Here is a 24,793-nt window from a genome sequence, read left to right as displayed (position 1 = left end):
TTCTCGGGATGTTAAGGCTGAGCGGCTGTGGCCCACTCAGCCGATCGCATGCCGCCCGATCAGTGGATCGGGTACTTGAGGTCGGAGCTCTTGCTGGCCGCCGGCCACACCACCTGCTTGACCGGCTTGCCCGACTTGTCCTTCTGCCACTGTGCCAGGGCCATGGTGTGCCCGAGCTGTAAACCGTGGTCGGCGGCGGCGGCGGAGAATTTCGTCCGGCCGTAGAAGGTCGTCACGTCGGTCGAGTTCAGCACGCCGGCGACCTTGCCGGAATCGATGCTGCCCGCCTGTTCGATGGCGTGTTGCAGCACCAGGCCCGCCGCGTATCCGCCGGCCGATTCGTAGCTGGCCTCGGCCTTGTACTTGGCCTCGTAATCCTTCACGAACTGCGCCACCGTCGGACCGAACTGCGGTTTCGTCACGACTTGGGATTCCCACTGCGAAGGCACAGTCACGCCGATGCCGGCATCGCCCAATTCCACCCACTGCGGGCTGTCCGGCGCCACCAGCAACGTGATCATCTTCAGGTTTGCCTTGCGGGCATACAGTTGCCGCGCCAGCGTCGACCCGTCGGCATAGTGCCCCCCGCCCATCAGCACGGTGGCTTGGGATGAGATCACCTTGTCCAGGATGGCGCTGAAGTCGGTGGTGGCGGGAGCGTAGGCTTCACTGAAGACCACATTCAGCCCGATCTGCTGCGCGTACGCCTTCGCCGGGTTCACCACCGCAACCGAGAAAGCGGCGTCCTCATAAACGAACGCGACCGTTGCCTTGGGATCCTTGACTTTCAATGCGTCCAGTGCGCCCTTGAGGTACTCGCCGCCCGGGGCGAACATCTGGAACAGGAATTTGTTGCCCAGCTTGTAAGTCTTTTCGTCCGCGGCGCCGGTGGTGAGCATGACCTTGCCGTTCTGCTCGGTCACGATCGAGGCGTTCGTGGTCAGACCCGAGGAATATGGGCTGAACAGGAAGTCAGCCTTGTCTTCCAGGATCATGCGCGTGTACAGCTGCTGCACGCGCTTGGAGTTGGATTCGTCGTCGTAACTGACGAACTGGACCTTGTAGCTTTTCCCGCCCGCCTTGATACCGCCGGCGGCGTTCACCTGGTCGCGCCACAGCTCGAATCCGCGGGATTGCTCCAGCGAATCGACGTTGAGGGCGCCGGTCTTGGAGACCGTGAATCCGATCGTGATGGTCTGCTGGGCGAAACCGGAGGTGACGAGGAAGGCAAGAAGGACAAAGGCGATGAGAGTCAATCGTTTCATGGGGAATCTCCGCGTAAAAAGTCGGGCGAATTGTAGTTCCAGAGGGTCACGGGAACAAGTGACGTAAATCACAAAATGCGACTAAAAATGCCGGGGCCGGCGCCTCTCTGACCCGCCTTATGCGCCGGTCTGCAATACGACGACCAGGCGCCGCGGCCCGTGCGCGCCCAGCACCAGGATCTTCTCGATGTCGGCGGTACGGCTGGAGCCTGTGATCAGGCCGACGAACGAGTTCCGGGAATCGATGCCGCGCTCGCGCACATGGGCCAGCGCCGTCTCCAGGTCGGGCACGAGCTGCTCCAGCCGGGCGACGACGATGTGGCAGGGCGCGACGATCGATGCGCCGCGTCCGCCGCAGGAGGCGGAAACCAGGATGGAGCCGGTGAGCGCCACCAGCAGCTCCGCATTCGTGATGGTCGCCTCGGAGGACTCCCGCGGCGCTCCTTCGCTCGACCAGCGCAGTTGGCGCGGGATCATAAACGACTTGGTCAGGCTGCGCAGCGCGGGCGTGTCCTGCACAAAGGCCTCGCCCGCAGGCAACGAATCGAGGATGCTCTCGACCGCGGCGGCGCTGGCGACCTCATCGGTCGCCAGGATCAGCTCCGTTTTATTGGCTTCGCACTCCCGCTCGAATCGCTCCAGCGGATCGGTCACCGGCGCGAAGAACGGCCTCCGCGGGGATGAACGGGGCGGAGGCGCGGGCGTTCCCACCGCGCTGCGCACGCGCGTGAGAATGCGTTCGCGGCTTGGATTGTCAGCCGACGCCATTGCTTTTCCTCCACAGCGAGCGAAACGACGCCGGCGGGATGGGCATGGGCGCGCGGCGCTTGGTCCAGGGGCGCAGCGGATCGAGCACGGAGCCGCTCAGCCCCAGGCCATGAATGATGCGCAAGGCGGTCCGGGCCAGGCCGCCCAGCACGCGGAACCTGCTTGCGTCCATCATCGTCCAGCGCCAGAACTTGAAGGCGAGACGCTCGCGCCCGGGATGGGTGCCGGCGCGGATGGCATTGCGGCGGTTGTGCAGCAGGTGATGGTGGAGATCGATCCGCACGGGGCAGACTTCGGTGCATCCGCCGCACAACGACGACGCGTAGGAAAGGTGCTGGAACTCTTCCAGTCCGCGCAGGTGGGGGGTCAGCACGCTGCCGATCGGTCCGGGATAGATGGTCCCGTAAGTGTGTCCGCCGACGCTGCGGAAGACCGGGCAGGCGTTGAGGCAGGCGCCACAGCGGATGCAGTGCAGCACCTCGCGCTGTTCCGGGTCGGCGAGCAATTCGCTGCGCCCGTTGTCCACCAGCACCACGTGGAACTCTTCCGGGCCGTCGGCTTCGCCCGGGCGGCGCGGCCCGCCGATCAGCGTGTTGTAGCAGGTGATGGGTTGGCCCGTGCCCGCCGTCGCCAGCACCGGCCACAGCGTCGCCAGGTCCTGTAGCCGCGGAATGATCTTCTCGATGCCGGTCATGGCGACGTGGATGCGCGGGATGCTGGTGCACAGGCGTCCGTTGCCCTCGTTGGTGGTGATGGCGATCAGCCCCGCGTCGGCGACCAGGAAGTTCGCCCCCGAGATGCCCATCTCGGCGGAGAAGAAGGCCCGGCGCAGCGAGCGCCGCGCCGCCGCGACCAGTTGTTGCGGGTCGTCGCTGTCCACGTCGCCCAGCTTTTCCTTGAACAGGTCGCGGATCTGCCCGCGGTTCAGGTGCATGGCGGGGGTGACGATGTGGTACGGCGGCTCGTTGCGTAACTGCACGATGTACTCACCGAGGTCCGTTTCGAAGACCTCGATGCCCGCCTTCTCCAGCGCCGGGCTGAGGTGGACCTCCTCCGTGACCATGGACTTTGACTTCACCACTTTCTTCACGCCGCGGCTGACGGCCAGGTCGACCACATACTTCCTCGCCTCTTCGGAGTTCTCCGCCCAGAAGACCTGTCCGCCGCGCTCCTTCACCCGTTGCTCGAACTCGATCAGGTAGCGGTCCAGGTGGTTGATCGCCTCCCACTTGATCCGCTGGCATTGTTCGCGGGCGGCGTCCCAGTCGGTGAAGCGCGAGTGCCCTTGCGCAACGGCGGCGTCGTACTGGTCCATGTTGAAGCGGATGATCTTGCGGTGGGTCAGATCGGCGGACTTCTCCGCCGCGCGGCGCAGGAATTCCCGTGCGGCGGCGCTCATTTCGCCCCCTGCGCCAGGATGCTGGCCAGGTGGAGGGTGCGCGCGCGCGCGTTGCCGCGCCGCAGCATGCCTTCGATGTGCATCAGGCAACTGGGATCCACTGCGGTGACCACCTCGGCGCCACTGGCCTCGATGTTCTGCACCTTGGACTCGCCCATCCCGGCGGAGATCATGTCGAACTGCAGGGAGAACGCGCCGCCGAAGCCGCAGCACTCCTCGCTGTGCTGCATCTCCACCAGCTCCAGCCCGCGGACGTGCCGCAGCAGCTCCCGCGGCTCCTGCTTCAGATGCAGCTCGCGCAAGGCGTGGCAGGCGTCGTGGAAGGTGACTTTGTGCGCAAACTCGGCGCCCACGTCCACCACCTTCGCGATCCGCACCAGGAATTCGGAGAACTCGAATACCCGCTTGCCCAATTGCTCCGCCTGGTCTCGCAGGGCGCTGCCGGCCAGCAACTCGGGGTAGAAGGTGCGCACCATGGTCGTGCAGGAACCCGACGGGCAAACCACCGTCTCCGCCGATCCAAAGATGCGCACGAACCGCTCCGCGACTGGGCGGGCTTCGTCCCAGTAGCCGACATTGAAGGCGGGCTGGCCGCAGCAGGTCTGCTCGGAGGGGAACTCGACTTCATAGCCCAGGCGGCGCAGCACGCGCGCCGCGTCCAGGCCCACCTGCGGGCTCAACTGGTCCACGAAGCAGGGGATGAACAGCGCCACCCGCGAAGCCATGACGTGTGGTTATAGCCCCGATTCGGAGTGCGCACAAGTCGCCGGGGAGCGGGAGCGGAACCTCGCCGCGCGACCTTTTCCAAAACAGGGCAAGACGAGGAGCCGTTGACATTCCCATCCTGCTTTATATAGAGTCTGCCCCAATTTCTGTTCCAGGGTGCGGGTGTCAGCGCACATAAAGCGTACATTAAGACGTTCCAGGGCCCACTGATCTCGCCAGGAGGACTCCGATGGCAAAGAAACGATCCAACAATCGAGGAATCACGCGGCGCGAATTTGTAAAGATCGCCGGCATGACGGCCGGCGTGGCTGCGGCCGGGACCGGGATCTTGGGGCAGGCGCCGGTTTACGCGCAGGAGAGGTCGCTCCACTTTCTGCTCTGGAAGAATTTCTCCCCGCCCGCCGACGCCGAGATCCTTCGCCAAGGGGAGGAGTGGGGCAAACAGAACAAGGTCAAGGTCAAGATCGAACAGATCAACGCCAATGACATTCCTGCCCGCGCTGCCGCCGCCATCGAGAGCAAACAAGGGCCGGATATCATTCAGTTCTTCCACAACTGGCAGAACCAGTATGCGGACTCCCTGGAGGACGTCACCGACATCTGTACCGCGCTCGAGTCTAAGTATGGCGGGTACATCGACTACTGCAAGTCGCATGCGATGCTCAACGGAAGGTTTAACGCGGTCCCGCACACGCTCGTTCCGAATATTTACGTCGTGCGCGCTTCGTACATGAAGGCCGCGGGCACCACGAGTTGGCCCAAGACCTGGGAAGAGCTCCGGCGCGAAGGGAAAAAGTGGAAGGCCAACGGGCATCCGATCGGCCAGACCGTCGGCCACACCTTCGGCGATGCAGTCGACTTCACCTACCCGTATCTATGGAGCTACGGTGTCGCCGAACGGGACGAGAAGGGTCGCGTGGTCATCGCCAGCAAGCAGGCTCTCGAGGCGCTCAAGTTCTTTAAGGCGTTATGGGACGATGCCATGGATCCGGCGGGCGCGGGCTGGGACGACTCCAGCAACAACCGCTCCTTCCTTTCTGGCGCCATCACCGCAACCAACAATGCGCCCAGCATCTACCTGACGGCTTCCAATCAGGTGGTCCTCGACGAAAAAGGGGCGCCGCTGGTGAACGACATCCTGCATGTGGCCAACCCTGCGGGTCCAGCGGGCCTGTTTCACTACCATTACAGCCAGCAGCTCGCGATCCCCAAGTACTCCAAGAACGCCGAAACCGCGAAGGAGTTCATCCGCTGGTTGCTGGAAAAGGATCAGTTCGCGAAATATCTGCGTCGTGGGCAGGCTTATCAGGCCGCGGCGCTGAAGGATTACATGAAAGACGCCATGTGGGACATGTTCCCGGCGCTCAAGCCATACCGGGACCACTTGCTGGAGGCACGGCACGTGGGCTGGAAAGGCAGCGCCGACGCCAATGCGGCCCGGGTGGTGCAGAATTACGTGCTCATTGACATGCTGGCGAATGTGGCGACCAACAAGATGACTCCGGAGGAGTCGTTAAAGTGGTGCGAGGGGCAGCTCAAATCCATCTACGGTGCGTGACACGGCTGGAATCCCATACCTAGGTCGGCGTGAAACCAGAATCGCAACCTGATCAGCCCTCGGTGGTCTCGGCCAAACCCCGGCCCGGGGCCACCAGGAGCAGGAGCGAGGCCGCTCTGTCGCTTCTAGAGCGGCCTAACGTCCTTGGCTATCTGCTGATGATGCCGGCCGCTTTCATCATCTTCTTCTTCGTCGCGTATCCATTCGTCTGGGGCGTCTGGATGAGCCTTACCAACAAGCAGATCGGAATGCCTTGGGCGCAGGTGAATTTTGTCGGCCTGAGAAACTATGTGGATCTGGTGACGAAGGACAGGGTTTTTTGGACGACCACCCGGAACAGCTTCGTGTACACGGGGATCGCAACCGTGATCAAGTGGATCCTTGGCATGTGGCTTGCCATCTTGCTGAACCGGATGGTGCGGTTTCAGCGGTTCGTGCGTGCCGCCGTGCTCCTGCCCTGGATCGTCCCCACCGTGCTGAGCACGATCGCCTTTCTCTGGATCTTCGATCCCGACTTCAGCGTCATCAACTGGACCCTCCGTCATTTTTACATTTGGATGGGGTGGGGATTCACGAGGGGACCCCTCTGGCTTGCCGATCCGACCCTGGCCTTGGCCTCCGTCACCTTCGTGAACATTTGGCGCGGCACGCCCTTCTTCGCCATTTTCTTTCTCGCCGGCCTGCAAACGATCAACCCGGAGCTTTACGAGGCCGCAGCGGTCGATGGCGCCGGTAGCTGGCAGCGTTTCTGGAACGTCACGTTCCCGGGGATCATGCCCATCACGGTTGTCGTGCTCGTCTTTTCCATCATCGTGACCTTTTCCGACTTTCAGATCGTCTATGTCCTTACCCGCGGGGGACCTGCGAACAGCACCCACCTGTTCGCCACTTACGCCTACCAGGTGGCGATGATCGGGTCGCGTTTGGGTCTGGGGGCGGCAGTTTCGCTGTTCATGTTTCCGGTACTGGCTCTGATGATCGTTTTCCAGCTCGTTTACCTCCGGAGGCAGCAGGCCTAAGATGGCGCGCATTGCGATCGGCGAGGGATTCGTCAAGCGGCTGTTCGTCTATCACCTCCCGCTTTTCTTTTTCCTCGTTTTCGCACTGTTCCCCTTCTACTGGATGTTTGTCACCTCGATCAAATCGACGCGCGAAACTTACAACCGCGAGGTCAACCCGTACGTCCCGGTCACATGTGTCGCGACCATCGGCGACCAGGTACGTTCGCGCCATTTCAATGAAGCGGCGCTCATGGACAGCTGCTTCTATCATTGGCGGACGCTGCTCCGGGATACGCTCTTCGTCCGCTGGCTGGGGAATACGCTCTTCGTCGCGATCGTTTCTACGGCCATCTCGCTCTTCGCGGGGATCACCTCGGCGTATGCCTTGGCGCGGCTCAGATTCCGCGGCGCGGACACCTTCGGGGTCCTTATCTTTGTCACCTATCTGGTGCCGCCCACGCTTCTCTTCATCCCGCTCTCCGACGTCATCGGCAATCTGCCCCTCATCCACAAGGACCTGCTGAACTCGCCTTGGGCGCTGATCGTGGCCTATCCGACTTTCCTTGTTCCCTTCTGCACGTGGCTTCTGACGGGTTATTTCCGGACCATCCCGAAGGAGCTGGAGGAACAGGCTATGGTCGATGGGGCATCCCGGATCCAGGCGATGGTCCAGATCGTTCTTCCCCTGGCATTACCGGGGCTGTTGTCGGCGGGTATGTTTGCCTTCACCCTATCGGCGAATGAGTTTCTCTACGCGCTGATATTCATCTACGATGCCACCAATAAGACGGTGCCGGTGGGAGTCGTCAGCGAATTGATCAAGGGCGATGTCTTTTACTGGGGAGAGCTGATGTCAGGCGCCTTGTTGGGCTCAGTCCCCGTGGCCTTGATCTATTCGTTCTTCGTCGAGCACTATGTGGCGGGAATGACCGGCGCGGTCAAAGGTTGATGGGAGGATCCAGGTGGCAGCACGAACCAGTCCCTTTGGGAGCTTCTTGATGTGGTTGGCCATGGCGGCAATCCTGGCCGGAGTTAACGCCTGCTCGCGGGACAACAAGCAGGAACAGAAATCATCGGCGCCAGACGCACCATCGACTCCGATCAGTGGGGCCGCGATCTCCGGAACGATCACCCTGGACCCAGCCTTAAAGGACAGAGTGGGCAAGGCGCCACTGCTTTTGATCTTCGCCTCGACTTCGTCCGATCCAAGTCAGCCTGCGCTAGTGGTCAAGCGGGAAGCCGATGTGAGTCTTCCCTACAACTACAAGCTCACAGCCGAAGACATCACGCTCGTAGGTTCATCGTTCGAGGGCAAGATGTATGTGACTGCCCGCATCGATCCTGCCGGTATGGTGGGTCCGCCGCGTCCCGGTACGCTCGGCGGTACTTATTCGGGTAACCCCGTCCAAGTAGGCTCGAGCAAGATCGATATCGTGATCAATAAAGCCTACTGAGGATGGCAACCGCGGCCTCGTGCGCGCCGGACAGAAGCTGCCGGTGCTGCACATGGTCGAGTTGCTGGATGCCTCCATCCGCGCCGAAGCCCCTGCATCACAGCGATAAGTGACGTGCGGCTATGCCCGCCCCTGCGCTGAGGTCTAGGATGAGCGGAGAAGGCACGCGCATGCCCGGCTGGCTGGTCAGCACCCTCGTCGAATATCCCATCCTCACTCTCTTTGTCGTCATCGGGCTGGGCTACCTCTTTGGCGAGATCAGTTTCTTCGGCTTCCGCTTCGGCGTCGCCGGAGTGCTGTTCATGGGACTCGCCGTCGGCGCTTTTCACCCCAACATCGCGTTGCCGGAGGTGGTGTCGACCCTCGGCCTGATCATCTTCGTCTACACCATCGGCATCCAGGCCGGCCCCGGCTTCTTCAACTCCTTTCGCAAGCAGGGCTACCGCGACACGCTGCTGGCCCTGGGCATGGTCGTTCTGGGCGCGGTGCTGACGGTCGCGCTCGCCTACCCGCTCCACCTCGGCGGGCCGCGCGCCGCCGGACTGTTCTGCGGAGCGCTGACCAACACTCCGGCGCTGGCCGCGGCCCGCGAGCGCGTCCGCGAGCAGGCGCGCGCCCAGAACCTGCCCCAGGAGGAAGTCCGTGTGCTGGGCGACGAGCCCGTGGTCGCCTACTCCATCGCTTATCCCCTGGGCGTGATCCTGGTGCTGGTGGCCTTCAATCTCTGGCGCCGCATCTGGCGCGTTGAGTTTGGGCCCGGCGACGAGGCCCCCGAGATCCGCGTCCGCGACTTCGTGGTGCGCAATCCGGGCGTGCTCGGGCAGAGGGTGGAAGAGATCCTGCGCGTGCACGCAGAGCTGGGTTTTGTGATCAGCCGCATCCGTCACGACGGCCGCACCGGGCTCGTGACCTCCGACACCGTGCTCAACGAGGGCGACATCGTCGCCGTGGTGGGACACGAGGAGGCGCTGCAGCGCGCCCGCCACATCTTCGGCGAGCCCACCGAGACCCATATCGAGGCCGACCGTTCGGAGCTGGATTTCCGCCGCGTCTTTGTCTCCAGCGCCGCGGTGGTGGGCAAGCGCATCCGCGATCTCGATCTCGCCAACCGCGTGCACGCCACCATCACCCGCCTGCGCCGCGGCGACATGGACGTCGTCCCCACCCCGGAGATGCGCCTGGAATTCGGCGACCGCGTCCGCGTGCTCACCCGCCGCGAGAATTTCCCCGGCATCTCCAAATTCTTCGGCGATTCTATCCGCGGCACCGCCGAGACCGATTTTGGCTCCGTCGCCATCGGCATGGTGCTGGGCGTGATCGTGGGCATGATCCCCATCCCCATGCCGGGCGGCAACGCGGTGCGCCTCGGGCTCGCCGGCGGACCGCTGCTGGTGGCCCTCGTCCTGGGACGGCTGGAACGCTCCGGCCGCATCTCCTGGGCCATCCCCGTCAGCGCCAACCTCACCCTGCGCCAGATCGGCCTGCTGCTGTTCCTGGCTGGCGTCGGCACCAAAGCTGGCTACGCCTTCGTGCAGACCATGCGCACCAACGGCCTCCAGATGCTGGTTGCCGGCGCCGGGATCACCTTCTTCGTCACCCTGGTCACGCTGATCGTCGGCCACAAGCTGCTCAAGGTGCGTTTCGACACCTTGATGGGGATGGTCGCCGGCATCCAGACCCAGCCGGCGTGCCTGGCCTTCGCCACTAACATGGCGCGCAACGAAGCCCCCAACACCGGCTACGCCAGCGTCTACCCCGTCGCCATCATCGCCAAGATCATCCTCGCCCAGTTACTGCTCAACTGGGTGCGCTGAGAGGGTAGTGCGGCACTTCAGCGCCGCGTTCGCGCCTGAGGTAGTCCCGGCCTTCAGGCCGGGGTTCGGAGATTCCAATCGCGAGCGGCTTTAGCCGCTGAGGCTTGGGAGGCACTGCGCCGCGTTCGCGCTGGCGATTTCGAGCCTGCCCAAAATCTATACGAGTGTCATCCTGAGCGAGGCGCGGCCTGCGCGCCGAGTCGAAGAGCCTGCCCTGAGCGAAGCCGAAGGGACCCCTACCCGCAACCCCACCTCTGTCATCCTGAGGCCCTTCAGGGCCCAAGGATCTCGCGAATGTCGAACTTACGATGCCGTAGATCGGATCTCGCAAAAGTCACCGCGGCGCATTCGCCGGCCCCAAATGTCTCACGTCCGCCCCGCGCACCCAGAAGATGACGTCCTCGGCGATGTTGGTGGCGTGATCGGCCACGCGCTCCAGGTTCCGCGCGATCAGCAGCGCGTTCATCGCCTGACGCGTGCTCTTCGGATCGTTTTCCGTCAAGTCCAGCATCGCCTTCGCGACCTCGCGATTCATGTCGTCTACGATGTCGTCCTGCTTGAGCAGCGCCTCCGCGGTGTCCGCCTTGGCCTCGATGAACGATTGCAGCGCGTCGCGCACCATGCCGGTCGCGGTCGCCGCCATGCGCGGGATGTCCACGGGCAAGTCCACGTTGGGCAGGCCGGCGGCGTCGATCGCGCGCTCCGCGATGTTCACCGCCTGGTCGCCCACGCGCTCCAGGTCGGCGTTGATCTTCATCACCGCGGTGATGAAGCGCAGGTCCACCGCCATGGGCTGCTGCATAGCCAGCAGGTCGAGCGCCAGCTCGTCGATCTCCCGCTCGGTGGTGTTGATGGCCGCTTCGCCGCTCAGCACGCTGTTCGCGAGCTGCGGATCGCGCCGCGCATACGCCAGGACAGCGCGCTCCACCGCGCTCTCCGCCATGCCGCCCATGCGCAGCAGCTTCTCCTTCAGCTCGTCCAGTCCCAGGTGGAAGCGCGTGCGCATCAGCCGAACCGTCCTGTGATGTAATCCTCCGTCCGTTTGTCGGACGGGGTGGTGAAGATCTTCTCCGTGGTGTCGAATTCGATCAGTCGCCCCATCAGGAAGAAGCCGGTGAACTCGGCCACGCGCGCTGCCTGCTGCATGTTATGCGTGACGATGACGATAGTGTATTGCTCTTTGAGCTGGAAGATAAGTTCTTCGATCTTGCTGGTGGAGATGGGATCGAGCGCCGACGCCGGCTCGTCCATCAGCATCACCTCCGGCTCCACCGCCAGCGCGCGCGCGATGCACAGCCGCTGCTGCTGTCCGCCCGAAAGGCTCGCCCCGGACTGCTTCTTCAACGCGTCCTTCACCTCATCCCACAGCGCCGCTTGATGCAGCGACCGCTCCACGATTTCGTCGAGCTGCCGCCGGTTCCTGAATCCGTTCAGCTTCAGCCCGGCGGCCACGTTGTCGTAGATCGACATCGTGGGGAACGGGTTCGGCTTCTGGAAGACCATGCCGATGCGCCGCCGCACCTCCACCGCCGACGTCCCGTTGTAGATGCTGCGCTCTCCGACCATGACCCGCCCCTCGACGCGCGCCGTTGGCACCGTCTCGTGCATCCGGTTCAGGCAGCGGATGAAGGTGGACTTGCCGCAACCCGACGGCCCGATGATCGCCGTCGCATGGTTGGCGGCAACGCTCATCGTGATGTCGTAGAGCGCCTGGGTGGCGCCGAACCACGCGTTCAAGCCGGCGACTTCGATTCCCACGCCCATCAGGCAGCTCCCCGCAGAACGCCGCGGCTGGCGATGAGACGCACCATGGCCACGCTGGCCACGATCAGCGCGATCAGCACCAGTGCGCCCGCCCACGCTTGGCGGTGCCACTCGTCGAACGGCGAGATCGCGTACACGAAGATCTGCAGCGGCAACGCGGCGGTTGGTTGGTTCGGCTTCAGGCTCCAGAACTGATTTCCGAACGCGGTGAACAGCAGCGGCGCGGTCTCCCCCGCCACGCGCGCGAACGCCAGCATCACGCCGGTGATGACTCCCGACGTGGCCGTCCGCAGCGTGATCGAAAGCGTCGAGCGCCAGCGCGAGATGCCCAGCCCCAGCGCGGCTTCGCGGATCGAGTTCGGCACCATCAGCATCACCTCCTCGGTCGCCCGGCTGATGGTCGGGATCATCATGATCCCCAGCGCGATGCCGCCGGCGAATGCCGAGAAGTGCTTCTGCTTGATCACCACCAGGCCGTAGACCACTATCCCGATCACGATCGACGGCACGCCGTTCAGAACGTCGGCCGTGAAGCGCAATACATTGCCGAAGCGGTGGCGGCCGTACTCCGAGAGATAGATGCCCGAACCGATCCCCAGCGGGACGCCGATCAACGACGCGATGCCCAGGATGATCCCCGAACCGACGATGGCATTGCCCATCCCGCCGCCCGCTTCTCCGACCGGCTTCGGCGTCTGGGTCAGAAAAGCCCAGTTCAGCGACCCGATGCCCTTGATAACAAGGTAGCCGAAGATGGCCAGCAACGGCGTGAGCACGGCAATGACGGCCAGCATCGCAGTCACCGTCGCCGCGCGGTCGACGAACTCCCGCCACCAGTACCGCAGGGATCTACTGCGCATGGGCCCTCGCCGGTGTTCCGCGCGTCACTGTCCATACCAACAGCCGCGCCAGCGCGTTGACCACGATCGTGACCAGGAACAGCCCCAGCGCCAGGTGTACCAGCGCGCTCAAGTAAAGGTCGCCCGTGGCCTCACTGAACTCGTTGGCGATGACGCTCGCCATCGTGTACCCGGGCGCGAACAGCGATTTCGCGATCTCCGGCCGGTTGCCGATCACCATGGTGACCGCCATGGTCTCCCCCAACGCACGGCCGAGACCCAGGATGACCGCGCCCACGATCCCCGCGCGAGCATTGCGCAGCACGGCCGTTCGGATCATCTCCCAACGGGTTGCGCCCAACGCCAGCGCCGCTTCGCGCTGGTGCTGCGGCACCGCCACCAGCACCTCGCGCGTGATCGAGGTGATGATGGGCACGATCATGACCGCCAGGATCACGCCCGCCGCCAGCATCCCCACGCCGAATGCCGGACCGCCGAACAATCCGGTCCACCCGAAGTATTTCGCCAGGAACGGCTCCACCTGCGTCCGCAGGATCGGCGCCAGCACGAAGATGGCCCAAAGCCCGTACACCACGCTGGGGATCGCCGCCAGCAGTTCGGTCAGGAACGAGATTGGCCCCCGCAACGGCTTCGGGCACATCTCCGTCTCGAACACTGCGACTCCCAGCGAAAGCGGCACCGCGATGACCAGCGCCACCAGGGACGACACCACCGTGCCGTAGATGAAAGGCAGCGCGCCGAATTCTCCCGCCACCGGGTCCCAATTCGTCCCGGTGAAGAACCGCCACCCGAATTGATGGATCGAGAGCTGCGAATTCTGCATGAGTTCGTAGACCGTCAGCCCGACGATGACCAGCAGCGACAGCCCGCAGGCCAGCACCAGCAATCGGAATCCTTCGTCGGCAATGCGGCTGCTCCTGCTCGGAAGCAGCGGCATGCGCCGCTTTTCAACCTGCAGGTCGGCGCCGTGGGGAGTGGCTCGCGGGGCTGGGATCGGCCCTAGTTTCATCGGGTGGGAGCTCACGGCGTAACGCTATCAGACACGTGTTACAGGACTGTTAACGCGTGACCCGAAGAAGGCGCAAGACGTAAAACCTCGAAACCCGAAACCTTCTTCAAATGCGAACGGCGCCGGCTGGTTTGGCGGCGCCGCTGTGCTGCTTTGCGTTGCATTACTTGATGGCTTTGATCGCCGCCTGCTCCTTGGAGACGACTTCCTGCGGCAGCTTCGCGTAATGCAGGTCCGGCGCGGTGCCCTGCCCGGCGGTCACCATCCAGTTCAGGAAGTCCACGAAGATGTCTTTCTTGTGCGCGTCCTTCCATTGCATCGGAACCAGCAGCCAGGTGAAGCTGCAGATCGGGTACGCGTCTTTGCCCGGCGCGTTGGTGATGGACACGCGAAAGTCCTCCGGCATGCTCTTCATGCTGGCCGCGGCTGCGGTCGTGGACTCCAGGCTGGCCTTGACGAATGCACCGGCGGCGTTTTTCACGCTGCCGTAGGGGATGTTGTTCTGCAGCGCATAGATCAGTTCGACGTATCCGATGGCGCCGTCCATCTGCCGCACCAGTCCGGCGACCCCTTCATTGCCCTTGCCCCCCAGTCCGACCGGCCATTTCACCGACGTGCCTTTGCCCGGCCCATTCTTCCAGTCGTTGCTGACCTTCGACAGGTAGTCGGTGAAGATATAGGTGGTGCCGCTGCCGTCGGAGCGGTGCGCGACCACGATGTCTCTGTCGGGAAGCGACACGCCCGGGTTTGCCGCCGCGATCGCCTTGTCATTCCACTTCGAGATCCTTCCCAGATAGATCCCGGCCAGTGCATCCGGTGTGAACTTCAACTCCGTCTTGACGCCAGGGACGTTGTAAGCCGGTACCACCGCGCCCAGCACCGTCGGCAGGTGGATGATTTTCACCTTCGCTTCCCCGAGTTGCTGGTCGCTCATCGGCCCGTCGGTGGCGCCGAAATCCACCGTGCCCGCTTGGACCTGGCGGATCCCGCCTCCGCTCCCGATGGATTGGTAGTTGATCTCAACGTCGGGATGCGCCTTGTGATATTCGCTGAACCACTTGCTGTAAATTGGATAGGGGAAGGTGGCGCCGGCGCCGTTCAGGGCGGTTTGCGCGAAGGCTGCCGGGATCAGTACGAGGGCACACAGCAGACAGACAAGTACACGCTTCAAGTTTTTCCTCCCGTCGATCGGTGGTAGTTTTGTACCGGAGGCGTGTTACAGCCCGATTACAGGGCAGTGAAATTCCGGTGAACGCTACTCGGCAGCACGCGCCTGCTTGTCGCGCAGGTAATCGAGGAACATCTGCTCCGCGCTCTTGCCGTGCATTTTCAGGATGTGACGGACGGTGTGGCCGGTGACGAAGTGGCAGACCTCCTCCGCCATGTTTTTGGCATGGTCGCCGGCGCGCTCCAGCGCCTGGGCCATGAACAGCACCTGGACGCCTTCGGTGCCGCCGCTGCCCTCGGGCCGCTCCACGTGGCGGATGTGCATCAAGTTGCGCAGGCGGTCGAGTTCGGCGTCGGTGCGCAGCACGGAGACGGCGCAGTCCACGTCGCGCCGCGAGAACGCCTCGTACACATCGACCAGCATCTTCTCGAGCACGCTGCACATGCGTATCAGGTCGCTCACGTCATCCATCTCGATGCGGCTGCCGATGGCCTCGGCCCGCCCCACCATGCTGCTCACCAGGTCCCCGATGCGCTCCAGGTCGATCATGAATTTCATGCAAGCGAGCAGCTCGCGGGCCTGCTCCGGCGAGACGCGGCTAACGGCGAAGGTCACGCGTTCGTCGAGCTCGCGGTCCAACTGATCGAGTTGGCGCTCGGCGTCCGCCACGGCGCGGAACGGGGCCGCGGACCGCTTGGCCAGGCCGTCGGCCGCGTTGGCCACCGCCGACTTGGCCAGTTGGCACGCACGCAGCGTCATGGCTACGAGCTGGGTATGTTCGGAATCCTGGATCTCGTGATTCTGCTTCGGGCTGGCCACGGCACACCTCCAATGGCTTACAGTCTGGCGCCACCCGGTTACGAGGGGATGAATCGAGGATGAATATCAGGTGAAGGAGTCTCGGGTAAGAATTGAGTAATTGGGAAATCGGGGAATCGGGTAATTGAAAACGTCACCGCAGAGGACACGCAGGTGAACACAAAGGCGCACAGAGGAAGAACGCTCAGGCGACGGCGGCTTGGGCGGCGGGCAGGGTAAAGAGGAAGGTGGAGCCGTGTCCCAGGCGGCTCTCGGCGCGGATGGCGCCGCCGTGGGCCAGGATGATGTGCTTGGCGATGGCCAGCCCCAGGCCGGTGCCACCGGACTCGCGCGAGCGCGCCTTGTCAACGCGGTAAAAGCGCTCGAACAGGCGCGGCAGGTGTTCGGAGGCGATCCCTGCCCCGAGATCGCGGACGTAGAACTCCACGGAGTTCCCGGCCTCGCGCGCGCCCAGCAGGACACTGCCGCCGCTGCCTCCGTACTTGAGCGCGTTGTCCACCAGGTTGGCCAGCACCTGGTGGATGGCATCGACATCGGCGGAGACACAGCGGTCCGTGCCTTCCTCGATGGCTAGCTCCACGCCGCGGGAGCGCGCGATCTCGCGGAAGTTTTGCAGCGCGTCACGCAGCAACTGCGAGGCGGGCACGGCGGCGAAGGCGAACTCTTTTTCCCCCGACTCGACGCGCGCCAGCGTCAGCAGGTCTTCGGTCAGGCGGGTCATGCGCGCCGCGTTCTTGTGGATGATCTCCAGGAACTGGCGGGCGTGGCCGGCGTCGGTCGCCGGATCGAGCATTGTCTCGGCGTAGCCCTGGATGGAGGTCAGGGGCGTGCGCAGCTCGTGGGAGACATTGGCGATGAAATCGCGCCGCGTCTTTTCCACCCGCTCGACTTCCGTCAGATCGTGCAGCACGGCCACCACGCCCCCGCCCAGCATGGGAGCCGCGGTCACGTGAAAGGTTTTTCCCGGGACGAGCGAACTGCTGCGCACGGTACGCACGGTCCGCGTCTGCAAGGCCTCCTCGACGGCGCGCAGGAACTCGGGGTCGCGCACCGTCTCGACCACGGGCGCGCCCAGGCGCACCGCCCCCGCGACGTAGCGGTACAGGAGCCCGTTCGCCCATTGCACTTTCTTCTCCGAGGAAACGGCGATGACCGCGTCCTGCATGCTGTTCAGCAGCGTCTCCAGCTCGGCGCGGCTGCTCTCAACCTGGTCAAAAGATTGCTGGAGCTTGCGCGCGGTGGCGTCGAGCGCGGAGGCGACCTGCGAGATCTCGTCGGAGCCGTAATCCGTGATACGGGCGGAGAGGTCGCCGGCGGCGACGCGGCCGGCGAAGGCCACGATGCGGCGCAGCCGCCGCGCCACCGATTCCGCGGCGAAACCGGAAAGCACGATGGCCACCAGCAGCGCCAGCAGCGAGCTCCGCAGCAACGTCTCGCGGACCGTTTTGGTGGTCTGCTGGATGGCGGAGAGGGGATAGGCCAGCCGCACCGCGCCGCCCGGGATGGGCACGGCGACGTACAAGAAGTCCACGCGGACGGTGTGGCTCCAGCGCCGCGACGATCCGGTACCGCCGCGCAGCGCCACGATGAACTCCGGACGCGTGGCGTGGTTCTCCATCTCGGATGCCTTTGCTTCGGAATCGGCCAGCACCTTGCCCGAGGTCTCGATCACGGTGGCGCGGACGTCGCCTGCCTTGGCCGCTTCATCCACCAGTCGCTGGATGGGCGTGGCGTGATCGGATCCGACGCGGTGGGCGAACATCCGCGTCTTCTCGATCATGGATTTCTCGATCTCGGAACTGAGCGACTGCTCCCAGGCGCTGCGGATGGTGATGTCGAGGATGATGGTGGCCACGGCGATCACCACCACGAAGGCGGCCAGCAGCTTGAAGAAGATCCGTTTCTTCAACGGGGCGCCTCGAAGCGATAGCCCGCGCCGCGCACCGTCTTCAGGTGGCGGGGGCTCTCGGGGTCGCGCTCGATCTTCTCCCGGATGCGGCGCACGTACACGTCCACCGAGCGCGGGGTGACGTAGGAAGTGTCGCGCCAGACGGCGTCGAGCAACTGGTCGCGGGTGAATACCCGTCCCACGTGCCGCGCCATGTATTCCAGCAGGCGGAACTCGGTGGCGGTGGTCTCCACCGTCTTGCCGCGCACGCTCAGGATCATGGCGCCGCTGTCGATCTCCAGGTCTCCGACTTTGACCACGGAGGGGGCGAGCGGGCGCTCGAAGCGCCGCAGCACGGCCTTGACCCGGGCCACCATCTCGCGCGGGCTGAAGGGCTTGGTGATGTAGTCGTCGGCGCCCAGTTCCAGGCCGACCACGCGGTCCGCCTCGCTCGACTTGGCGGTGAGGAAGATGACGGGGGTGGGCGCCAGGATCGCCGACTGGCGGATGCGGCGGCAGACTTCGAGGCCGTCGCCGCCCGGCACCATGATGTCGAGCACGAACAGGGCAGGGTGGTCCTTTTCCGCGTCGGGCAGCAGGCCGGTGGTGCCGGGATAGACGCGGACGGCGAAGCCCGCCGACTCCAGATGGTGGCGCACCAGGCGCGCAATGTCGGCGTCGTCTTCCATCAGGAAGATGGATTGCTTCACGGCATTATTGTAGCTGGTGGCAGGTTACAGGACGGTTACAACGCCGTCGTTCCCGGTAATCGGTGGAAGCCAAAGCGCTCTAAGGGCAGCGATAACCGGTGATAAGGGGATTAATGAGATGGTCCGCCGCTCGATCAGCCGGATGGGATGATCGAGCACGACAGGAGGACCATCGACATGAAGATTCGTTCCATCGGCATCGACCTGGGCAAGACAACCTTCCACCTGGTGGCGCTTGGCGAACGAGGCAAAGCGATCCTCAAGAAGAAGTTCTCCCGCCAGCAGCTTCTGAGTTTCACCGCGAACCTGCAACCATCCCTGATGGGGCTAGAAGCCTGCTCGGGATCGCATTTTCTGGGCCGAGCGCTTTCCCTGCAAGGCCACGACGTGCGCCTGATCCCAGCACAGTTCGTAAAACCCTTCGTAAAGTCGAACAAGAACGACTACCTGGATGCCGAGGCGATCGCGGAAGCGGTCGATCGCGAGAACATGCGCTTCGTGCCCATCAAGACCGACGATCAGCTCGACCTGCAGGCGCTGCATCGGGTGCGAGAGCGTCTGGTGTGCCGCCGCACCGCGGTCATCAACCAGATGCGTGCTTTCCTGCTGGAGCGCGGCCTCACCTTCTGCAAAGGGCCGGCCACCGTGCGGCGGCAGATGCCCGAGATCCTGGAGAACGGCGACCAGCATCTGTCCCCTCGGATGCGCGGCCTGCTGGCCTCGCTGTGGCAGGAGTGGAAGCAACTGGAAGAACAGATCGGCTCTCTCAGCGGCGAGATCGAGAGCATCTGCGCCAGCGATCCAGCCTGCCAGCGGCTGCGGCAGATCCCCGGCGTCGGACCGCTGGTGGCCACCGCCGTGGTCGCCGCCATCGGCAACGGTGCAGCCTTCGGCAAGGGACGCGAGTTTGCCGCCTGGCTCGGTCTGGTGCCGAGAGACAGTACTCGACCGGCGGCAAGCCCAACCTGCTGGGCATCAGCAAGCGAGGAAACCCATACCTGCGCAAGATGTTCATCCATGGCGCTCGGGCAGCAGTTCTCCGCCTAAAGCGGGAGGAATCTCCGATCGGCAGGTGGATGAACGGGCTGGAGGCCAGGGCGCCGCGCAATGTGCTGATCGTCGCCATGGCCAACAAGCTGGCGCGGATCACCTGGGCCGTGTTGTCCAGCGGCGAACAGTACCGAGCCGCCACCGTGGCGGCCTAAGCAGTTCAACAAGCTTTCCCCACCAAGGTCTGCAGAGGAGAACAGCAAGGACGAAAGAACAGTCAAACGGCGTACCTGAGAACCTGGGGCGATAAATGGTCTTCCACGACCGCGGGATTTACCAGGACAGGCACGCGCGGAACTCATCATGGCCCGGAGACCATCTCCACCAAGAGGCCGGATACATTTGCGCAGACTGAATTTCTTCCTTCACCTTCTCCCTCTTGCAGTCGCGCGGCGGACCATGCATATCGCCAGTCATCGAGTCGAGAGGTGGCATGCCCGGATCGTTCCGTATTCTGCGTACTTCTTGCTCAGACGACGCCACGCCAGTGGGCGATCTCTGGTACGAACAAAAAAGACGCGGCGCGCTGGTTGAACGCGCCGCTTCACTCCGAACGCGATGCCATCCTAGTCGGCGGCCACCGCAGTCCGCTGCTTGGTTGGACCCCAGATGTGTTCCAGGCGTGCCTCCAGCACTTTCCGGTACTGTTCGAGCTCGACCGGCTCCTGGGCCACACCCGTCTCCATCGCCGCCTTTGCCACCGCGGTGGCCTCCCACAGCAGCACCCGGCGGTCGAACGGTTTGGGGATGATGTTGTCCTTGCCAAAAGTGATCGACTTCACCCCGTATGCGGCGCAGACCTCCTCAGGGACAGGCTCATGGGCCAGAGCCGCTAGGGCGCGGCTGGCTGCCAGTTTCATCTCTTCATTGATCTGCGTGGCACGGACGTCCAACGCCCCGCGGAAGATGAAGGGGAAGCCAAGCACATTGTTGACCTGGTTCGGGTAGTCGGAGCGTCCGGTAGCCATGATGATGTCGTACCGCGCTGCCGTCGCCTCCTCGTAGGTGATCTCCGGATCGGGATTCGCCATGGCGAACACGACCGGGTTCGACGCCATCGACTTGATCATTTCCGGTGTGAAGGCGCCTTTGACCGAAAGACCGACCAGCACGTCGGCGCCCTTGACCACCTCGGCCAGGGTCCGCAGCGGCGTGTCCTGTGCCAGCTCTTCTTTGTACTTATTCATGTTCACCGTGCGGCCCTTGTAGATCACGCCCTTGGTATCCGCCATGAAGACACTTTCCGGCTTGACCCCCAGGCGGATGTAAAGCCGGGCGCAGGCGACGGCGGCAGCGCCCGCACCGTTGAAGACCACTTTCACATTCTTGGGGTCTTTGTTCACCAGCTCCAGGGCGTTCAGCAGCGCCGCCCCCGAGATGATGGCGGTTCCGTGCTGGTCGTCGTGGAAGACAGGAATCTTCATCGTCTTCTTCAGCGTTTCTTCGATGTGGAAGCACTCCGGCGCCTTGATGTCCTCCAGGTTGATACCGCCGAAGGTGGGCTCCAGTAACTGACACACCTTGATGACTTCCTCGGGATCGTGCGAGTTCACCTCGATGTCGAATACGTCGACGTCGGCGAACCTCTTGAACAGCACGCCCTTGCCCTCCATCACGGGCTTGCCCGCGAGCGCGCCGATGTCGCCCAGCCCGAGCACTGCGGTGCCGTTCGATATCACGGCCACCAGGTTGCCGCGATCTGTGTACTTGTAGGCGTCCGCGGGATGACCCTGGATCTCCAGGCAGGGGATGGCGACGCCGGGTGTGTAAGCAAGGCTCAGATCCATCTGTGTGCGGCAAGGTTTAGTCGGGATCACCTCGATCTTTCCGGCTCGAGTACCGGCGTGGTACGCGAGCGCCTGCTCTTTGGTTATGACTGCCATTGGTTTCTCCTTATGAAGTAAGGCATACCGCTGGGCATGCTGGATGTATGAAGGGTATGAAAAGCGTTGGAGTAAGATCTTCGCGGTTCCGCAGCTGATGAACGCTGTTCCTCGGGCTGCGACTGCCCGCCACCGAGGCATCGGATTGCGCCCATCGCACACATAGCGCACACCTCACTGCCCCTCGCTCTATGCTCCTCTTTTCCGTTGAGGCAGTCGGTGCTGCGGGTCACCGGCCCTTGTGATTGATTGTGTCGGCGGCTTCGGCGGGTGTGCTACGGGGCGAATGAAAAGCGCAGACTAGCGAGAAGAGGATTAATGAGATGGTCCGCCGCTCGATCAGCCGGATGGGATGATCGAGCACGACAGGAGGACCATCGACATGAAGATTCGTTCCATCGGCATCGACCTGGGCAAGACAACCTTCCACCTGGTGGCGCTTGGCGAACGAGGCAAAGCGATCCTCAAGAAGAAGCTCTCCCGCCAGCAGCTTCTGAGTTTCACCGCGAACCTGGAACCATCCCTGATCGGGCTGGAAGCCTGCTCGGGGTCGCATTTCCTGGGCTGGGCGCTCTCGCAGCAGGGCCACGACGTTCGGCTCATCCCAGCACAGTTCGTAAAACCCTTCGTAAAGTCGAACAAGAACGACTATCTGGACGCCGAAGCGATCGCCGAAGCCGTCGATCGCGAGAACATGCGCTTCGTGCCCATCAAGACCGACGATCAGCTCGACCTGCAGGCGCTGCATCGGGTGCGAGAGCGTCTGGTGTGCCGCCGCACCGCGGTCATCAACCAGATGCGTGCTTTCCTGCTGGAGCGCGGCCTCACCTTCTGCAAAGGGCCGGCCACCGTGCGGCGGCAGATGCCCGAGATTCTGGAGAACGGCGACCAGCATCTGTCCCCTCGGATGCGCGGCCTGCTGGCCTCGCTCTGGCAGGAGTGGAAGCACCTCGAGCAACAGATCGAGTCCGTGAGCAGCGAGATCGAGAGCATCTGCGCCAGCGATCCAGCCTGCCAGCGGCTGCGGCAGATCCCCGGCGTCGGACCGCTGGTGGCGACCGCCGTGGTCGCCGCCATCGGCAACGGTGCAGCCTTCGGCAAGGGACGCGAGTTTGCCGCCTGGCTCGGTCTGGTGCCGAGAGACAGTACTCGACCGGCGGCAAGCCCAAGCTGCTGGGCATCAGCAAGCGAGGAAACCCATACCTGCGCAAGATGTTCATCCATGGCGCTCGGGCAGCAGTTCTCCGCCTAAAGCGGGAGGAATCTCCGATCGGCAGGTGGATGAACGGGCTGGAGGCACGAGCGCCGCGCAATGTGCTGATCGTCGCCATGGCCAACAAGCTGGCCCGGATCACCTGGGCCGTGCTGTCCAGTGGCGAACCGTACCGAGCCGCTACCGTGGCGGCCTAAGCAGTTCCACAAGCTTTCCCACCAAGGTCTGCAGAGGAGAACAGCAGGGACGAAAGAACCGTCAAACGGCGTGCCCGAGAACCTGGGTCGATAAATGGTCTTCCACGACCGCGGGATTTACCAGGACAGGCACGCGCGGAACTCATCATGGCCCGGAGACCATCTCCACCAAGAGGCCGGATACATTTGCGCAGACTGACTTTCGTTCTTCGACTTCTTCTTCTTGCAGTCGCGCGGCGGACCATGCATATCGCCAGTCATGCAAACAGACGCCAACGTGGGTACGGGTCTCACCAGCCCTGCAGCACATTGCCGACGACTACCGCAGAACACACGATCAACAGGACGACGGAAACAGCGGCCGCTACGAGCGCGAGGCGGCTCAGACGATCAGCGGGACGAGCGCTCACCTGTTGGAACACCCACAGGGAGATGAGCTGCGAGACGATGCCAAGAAGACCCACAAAGGCCGGTCCGAGCCGCTCGTCCACGCCGAGCGCAACCGCAGCTCTTCCCAGGGAACCCTCCGGCATTGCGAGCAGGAGCGCGATGGCCCACCAACTTGCACCAAGACCCGCGGCGAGTCGCTTTATTCGCTGGGACTCGGGCCTGCCCGGCGTGGCTGGCACAGGGCTGCTCATGTCTGACGAGATAGTCTAGGTTCATTTGGAATCGGAGACCAAGTGACGGGAGTGGTCCGGGCAGCGCGGCTTTGGGCAAGTAGTCTAGTAGGCGGTCCGTTCCCGGCTTATCTGCCCGACGGCGGAGCTGCAGGCGATGCCGCTAACTGTTGGGAATAGACCATATCACCAGTTACCCCCCCCCCAGCGGGAGGCGAAGGAAAAGCGCACACTGGTGCTAAGTGGATTTATCGCCAGTTAGGCTAACCGGGAGGGACGCCTCCTACGGAAGTGCCGTCGCTACTGCGAAACTGGCCGCCGCCTCGTCCGCACTCTTGGCGATCTCCAGGACCATGGCCACTCGGGTCAACTGCAACAGATCTTCGATGTTGGCGTTAAGCGCGGCCAGCTTTATCACGGCCCCGGCCTTTTGCGCCGAGGCGTGCAGGGAGACGAGCAAACCCAGGCCGCTGCTGTCCATGTAAGTCACGTCGGCGAAATTGAGGACGATTTGACGGTGCTGGCTGATCAGATTGCCCACCATCTCGCGCAGCGCAGATGTCTCTTCTCCGTGCACTAGTCTCCCGCTGCAATCAACGATTACAGCACCGCCCTTGTTGCGGGTACTCAACTGAAGTGGCATAGAAATCCTCCCTCGAATCTCGCGTGTTGTTATCAAGCATACGCTCCCCCGCCTTCGGCGGGGAATTCACGATGACGGGCGGGCCACGGACCGTCCCTGCCGTAACTGGTGATAAGAGGATTTCGCAACAGTTAGCTCGTGTTCCTGGAACACAGTGCCCGAACAACCCCACAGCGCTAGTCGCGGAAGTCGCAAGCCTCCTGATCGTACATCGCTCGGGTTCAACGTCCGACTAGAGCTGCGCGATGGTGCGACGCAGAGGCCTACGATGCCGTCTTGCGAGGGGTACCGACGCTCCTGAGAAGCATGTTCTTGTGCCGAGAGATGATGGCCGAGTCTCGAGGATTATCTGCAGCAGGCTCTGGTGGTTTAGCAGCCACTTTGCCCTCGTCATCGAGACGTAATGTCATCGAGGTCGAGCAAGCATCACAGAGCCAAAAGTATTCCACGATCCTGGAGTCGTCAAAAGTTGGATTGTCGGACAAGCTAAAAGCCGGGTCGGCCTCGAGTCGAAAAAGTCTTCCTTCCGCAAGGTAATGGAACGTTCTGGAACACGACGGGTTGGCACACTTTGCCACCATACAGCACCCCACCGCGTTTCATTCATATTCTGTTCCTGCTATATCCAAGGTTCGGTGATGTGGCCCACAACTCAGTGTGACGCCTTGTGGACCCTTGATCGTCGTGACTGAATCGTTGTAGACAGTGCGACCCTTTGGGGTTGATACCCAGAGAAGTGTAACTGGTGAGAAGAGGATTTTTCGCCAGCTCGGCGTAAGGACTCCGCATCGTGCTCGTCATAGCACTGAATCCGAGCAGGTTTTCAGGGCGGCCCAAGCGCGCCTGTCGGTTTGAGGGTTCCAAATCGGGAAGGACCGATGGAGGAATCGCAACTGGGCTCTAATTTGCTTTACTTGGCGAGGGCTGGTGCACACAGTCTCCGTGAAGGAGATTCCCTGGCTGTCAAACGCCCTGTCGTCATGA

Annotated in this window: 20 protein-coding genes and 2 pseudogenes; 7 read left to right on the top strand and 15 right to left on the bottom strand. The window is 63.2% G+C overall.

Features of this window, described 5'->3' with window-relative positions; all coding sequences use genetic code 11:
• Nucleotides 1-59 precede the first annotated feature (59 nt).
• The 4 genes from LAN37_10445 to LAN37_10430 all read right to left on the bottom strand — a co-directional run bounded on the left by LAN37_10445 (nucleotide 60) and on the right by LAN37_10430 (nucleotide 4,157).
• Nucleotides 60-1,265, bottom strand: a complete 1,206-nt coding sequence (locus LAN37_10445; protein ID MBZ5647629.1) for an amino acid ABC transporter substrate-binding protein — start codon at nucleotides 1,263-1,265, stop codon at nucleotides 60-62.
• Nucleotides 1,266-1,382: 117 nt separating this feature from the next.
• Nucleotides 1,383-2,033, bottom strand: a complete 651-nt coding sequence (locus tag LAN37_10440; protein MBZ5647628.1) for an LUD domain-containing protein — start codon at nucleotides 2,031-2,033, stop codon at nucleotides 1,383-1,385.
• Nucleotides 2,020-3,432, bottom strand: coding sequence for an iron-sulfur cluster-binding protein (locus tag LAN37_10435; protein ID MBZ5647627.1), 1,413 nt, complete (start codon nucleotides 3,430-3,432; stop codon nucleotides 2,020-2,022). Before LAN37_10435 ends, LAN37_10440 begins: the two co-directional genes overlap by 14 nt.
• Nucleotides 3,429-4,157, bottom strand: a complete 729-nt coding sequence (locus LAN37_10430) for a (Fe-S)-binding protein (GenBank protein MBZ5647626.1) — start codon at nucleotides 4,155-4,157, stop codon at nucleotides 3,429-3,431. Before LAN37_10430 ends, LAN37_10435 begins: the two co-directional genes overlap by 4 nt.
• A 230-nt stretch (nucleotides 4,158-4,387) precedes the next feature.
• Between LAN37_10430 and LAN37_10425 the strand changes: the two genes are divergently transcribed.
• The 5 genes from LAN37_10425 to LAN37_10405 all read left to right on the top strand — a co-directional run bounded on the left by LAN37_10425 (nucleotide 4,388) and on the right by LAN37_10405 (nucleotide 9,985).
• Nucleotides 4,388-5,716 carry an ABC transporter substrate-binding protein gene (locus tag LAN37_10425; GenBank protein MBZ5647625.1) on the top strand — a complete coding sequence of 443 codons (1,329 nt, stop codon included), beginning with the start codon at nucleotides 4,388-4,390 and terminating at the stop codon, nucleotides 5,714-5,716.
• A gap of 158 nt (nucleotides 5,717-5,874) precedes the next feature.
• Entirely contained in the window at nucleotides 5,875-6,735 is an 861-nt protein-coding gene (locus LAN37_10420; protein ID MBZ5647624.1) for a sugar ABC transporter permease, read from the top strand.
• 1 nt (nucleotide 6,736) lies between these two features.
• Complete coding sequence (locus LAN37_10415; GenBank protein MBZ5647623.1) at nucleotides 6,737-7,666, top strand: carbohydrate ABC transporter permease; 930 nt, start codon at nucleotides 6,737-6,739, stop codon at nucleotides 7,664-7,666.
• Between the two features lie 61 nt (nucleotides 7,667-7,727).
• Nucleotides 7,728-8,171 carry a hypothetical protein gene (locus LAN37_10410; GenBank protein ID MBZ5647622.1) on the top strand — a complete coding sequence of 148 codons (444 nt, stop codon included), beginning with the start codon at nucleotides 7,728-7,730 and terminating at the stop codon, nucleotides 8,169-8,171.
• A 170-nt stretch (nucleotides 8,172-8,341) separates the two neighbouring features.
• On the top strand, nucleotides 8,342-9,985 hold the full coding sequence (locus tag LAN37_10405; protein ID MBZ5647621.1) for a transporter: 1,644 nt from the start codon (nucleotides 8,342-8,344) through the stop codon (nucleotides 9,983-9,985).
• A gap of 334 nt (nucleotides 9,986-10,319) precedes the next feature.
• Here LAN37_10405 and phoU read toward each other — a convergent pair whose 3' ends face one another.
• The 8 genes from phoU to LAN37_10365 all read right to left on the bottom strand — a co-directional run bounded on the left by phoU (nucleotide 10,320) and on the right by LAN37_10365 (nucleotide 18,203).
• The gene (phoU, locus tag LAN37_10400) at nucleotides 10,320-10,991 is read right to left on the bottom strand and encodes a phosphate signaling complex protein PhoU (GenBank protein ID MBZ5647620.1); all 672 of its coding nucleotides are present in this window, start codon (nucleotides 10,989-10,991) and stop codon (nucleotides 10,320-10,322) included.
• Nucleotides 10,991-11,749: a phosphate ABC transporter ATP-binding protein PstB gene (gene pstB, locus LAN37_10395; protein MBZ5647619.1), complete on the bottom strand. Its 759-nt coding sequence runs from the start codon at nucleotides 11,747-11,749 to the stop codon at nucleotides 10,991-10,993. Before pstB ends, phoU begins: the two co-directional genes overlap by 1 nt.
• Entirely contained in the window at nucleotides 11,749-12,609 is an 861-nt protein-coding gene (gene pstA / locus LAN37_10390) for a phosphate ABC transporter permease PstA (GenBank protein MBZ5647618.1), read from the bottom strand. Before pstA ends, pstB begins: the two co-directional genes overlap by 1 nt.
• Nucleotides 12,599-13,546, bottom strand: coding sequence for a phosphate ABC transporter permease subunit PstC (gene pstC / locus LAN37_10385; GenBank protein MBZ5647617.1), 948 nt, complete (start codon nucleotides 13,544-13,546; stop codon nucleotides 12,599-12,601). Before pstC ends, pstA begins: the two co-directional genes overlap by 11 nt.
• 235 nt (nucleotides 13,547-13,781) lie before the next feature.
• Complete coding sequence (gene pstS / locus LAN37_10380) at nucleotides 13,782-14,789, bottom strand: phosphate ABC transporter substrate-binding protein PstS (GenBank protein MBZ5647616.1); 1,008 nt, start codon at nucleotides 14,787-14,789, stop codon at nucleotides 13,782-13,784.
• Nucleotides 14,790-14,873: 84 nt separating this feature from the next.
• Nucleotides 14,874-15,605 (bottom strand): hypothetical protein, encoded by a 732-nt coding sequence (locus tag LAN37_10375; protein ID MBZ5647615.1) that lies wholly within the window; start codon nucleotides 15,603-15,605, stop codon nucleotides 14,874-14,876.
• A gap of 184 nt (nucleotides 15,606-15,789) precedes the next feature.
• Entirely contained in the window at nucleotides 15,790-17,514 is a 1,725-nt protein-coding gene (locus LAN37_10370) for a HAMP domain-containing protein (protein ID MBZ5647614.1), read from the bottom strand.
• Complete coding sequence (locus tag LAN37_10365) at nucleotides 17,511-18,203, bottom strand: response regulator transcription factor (GenBank protein MBZ5647613.1); 693 nt, start codon at nucleotides 18,201-18,203, stop codon at nucleotides 17,511-17,513. Before LAN37_10365 ends, LAN37_10370 begins: the two co-directional genes overlap by 4 nt.
• A 177-nt stretch (nucleotides 18,204-18,380) precedes the next feature.
• On the opposite strand from LAN37_10365, the pseudogene LAN37_10360 reads away from it, so the two are divergent.
• A pseudogene (locus LAN37_10360) lies at nucleotides 18,381-19,408 on the top strand (IS110 family transposase).
• A 411-nt stretch (nucleotides 19,409-19,819) separates the two neighbouring features.
• Here LAN37_10360 and LAN37_10355 read toward each other — a convergent pair.
• Nucleotides 19,820-21,136, bottom strand: a complete 1,317-nt coding sequence (locus LAN37_10355) for a hypothetical protein (protein ID MBZ5647612.1) — start codon at nucleotides 21,134-21,136, stop codon at nucleotides 19,820-19,822.
• Nucleotides 21,137-21,518: 382 nt separating this feature from the next.
• Between LAN37_10355 and LAN37_10350 the strand changes: the two are divergent.
• Nucleotides 21,519-22,546, top strand: a pseudogene (locus LAN37_10350) (IS110 family transposase).
• Between the two features lie 290 nt (nucleotides 22,547-22,836).
• On the opposite strand, the gene LAN37_10345 reads toward LAN37_10350, so the two are convergent.
• Nucleotides 22,837-23,079, bottom strand: coding sequence for a hypothetical protein (locus tag LAN37_10345; protein ID MBZ5647611.1), 243 nt, complete (start codon nucleotides 23,077-23,079; stop codon nucleotides 22,837-22,839).
• Nucleotides 23,080-23,449: 370 nt separating this feature from the next.
• Entirely contained in the window at nucleotides 23,450-23,809 is a 360-nt protein-coding gene (locus LAN37_10340; GenBank protein MBZ5647610.1) for an STAS domain-containing protein, read from the bottom strand.
• Between the last annotated feature and the right edge of the window lie 984 nt (nucleotides 23,810-24,793).

It is taken from the genome of Terriglobia bacterium (assembly GCA_020073495.1).
Taxonomy (GTDB): Bacteria; Acidobacteriota; Terriglobia; order Terriglobales; family Acidobacteriaceae; genus JAIQFD01.
Note: the sequence above shows the minus strand (reverse complement) of the source record. Positions and strands in the feature narration are given on the sequence as shown.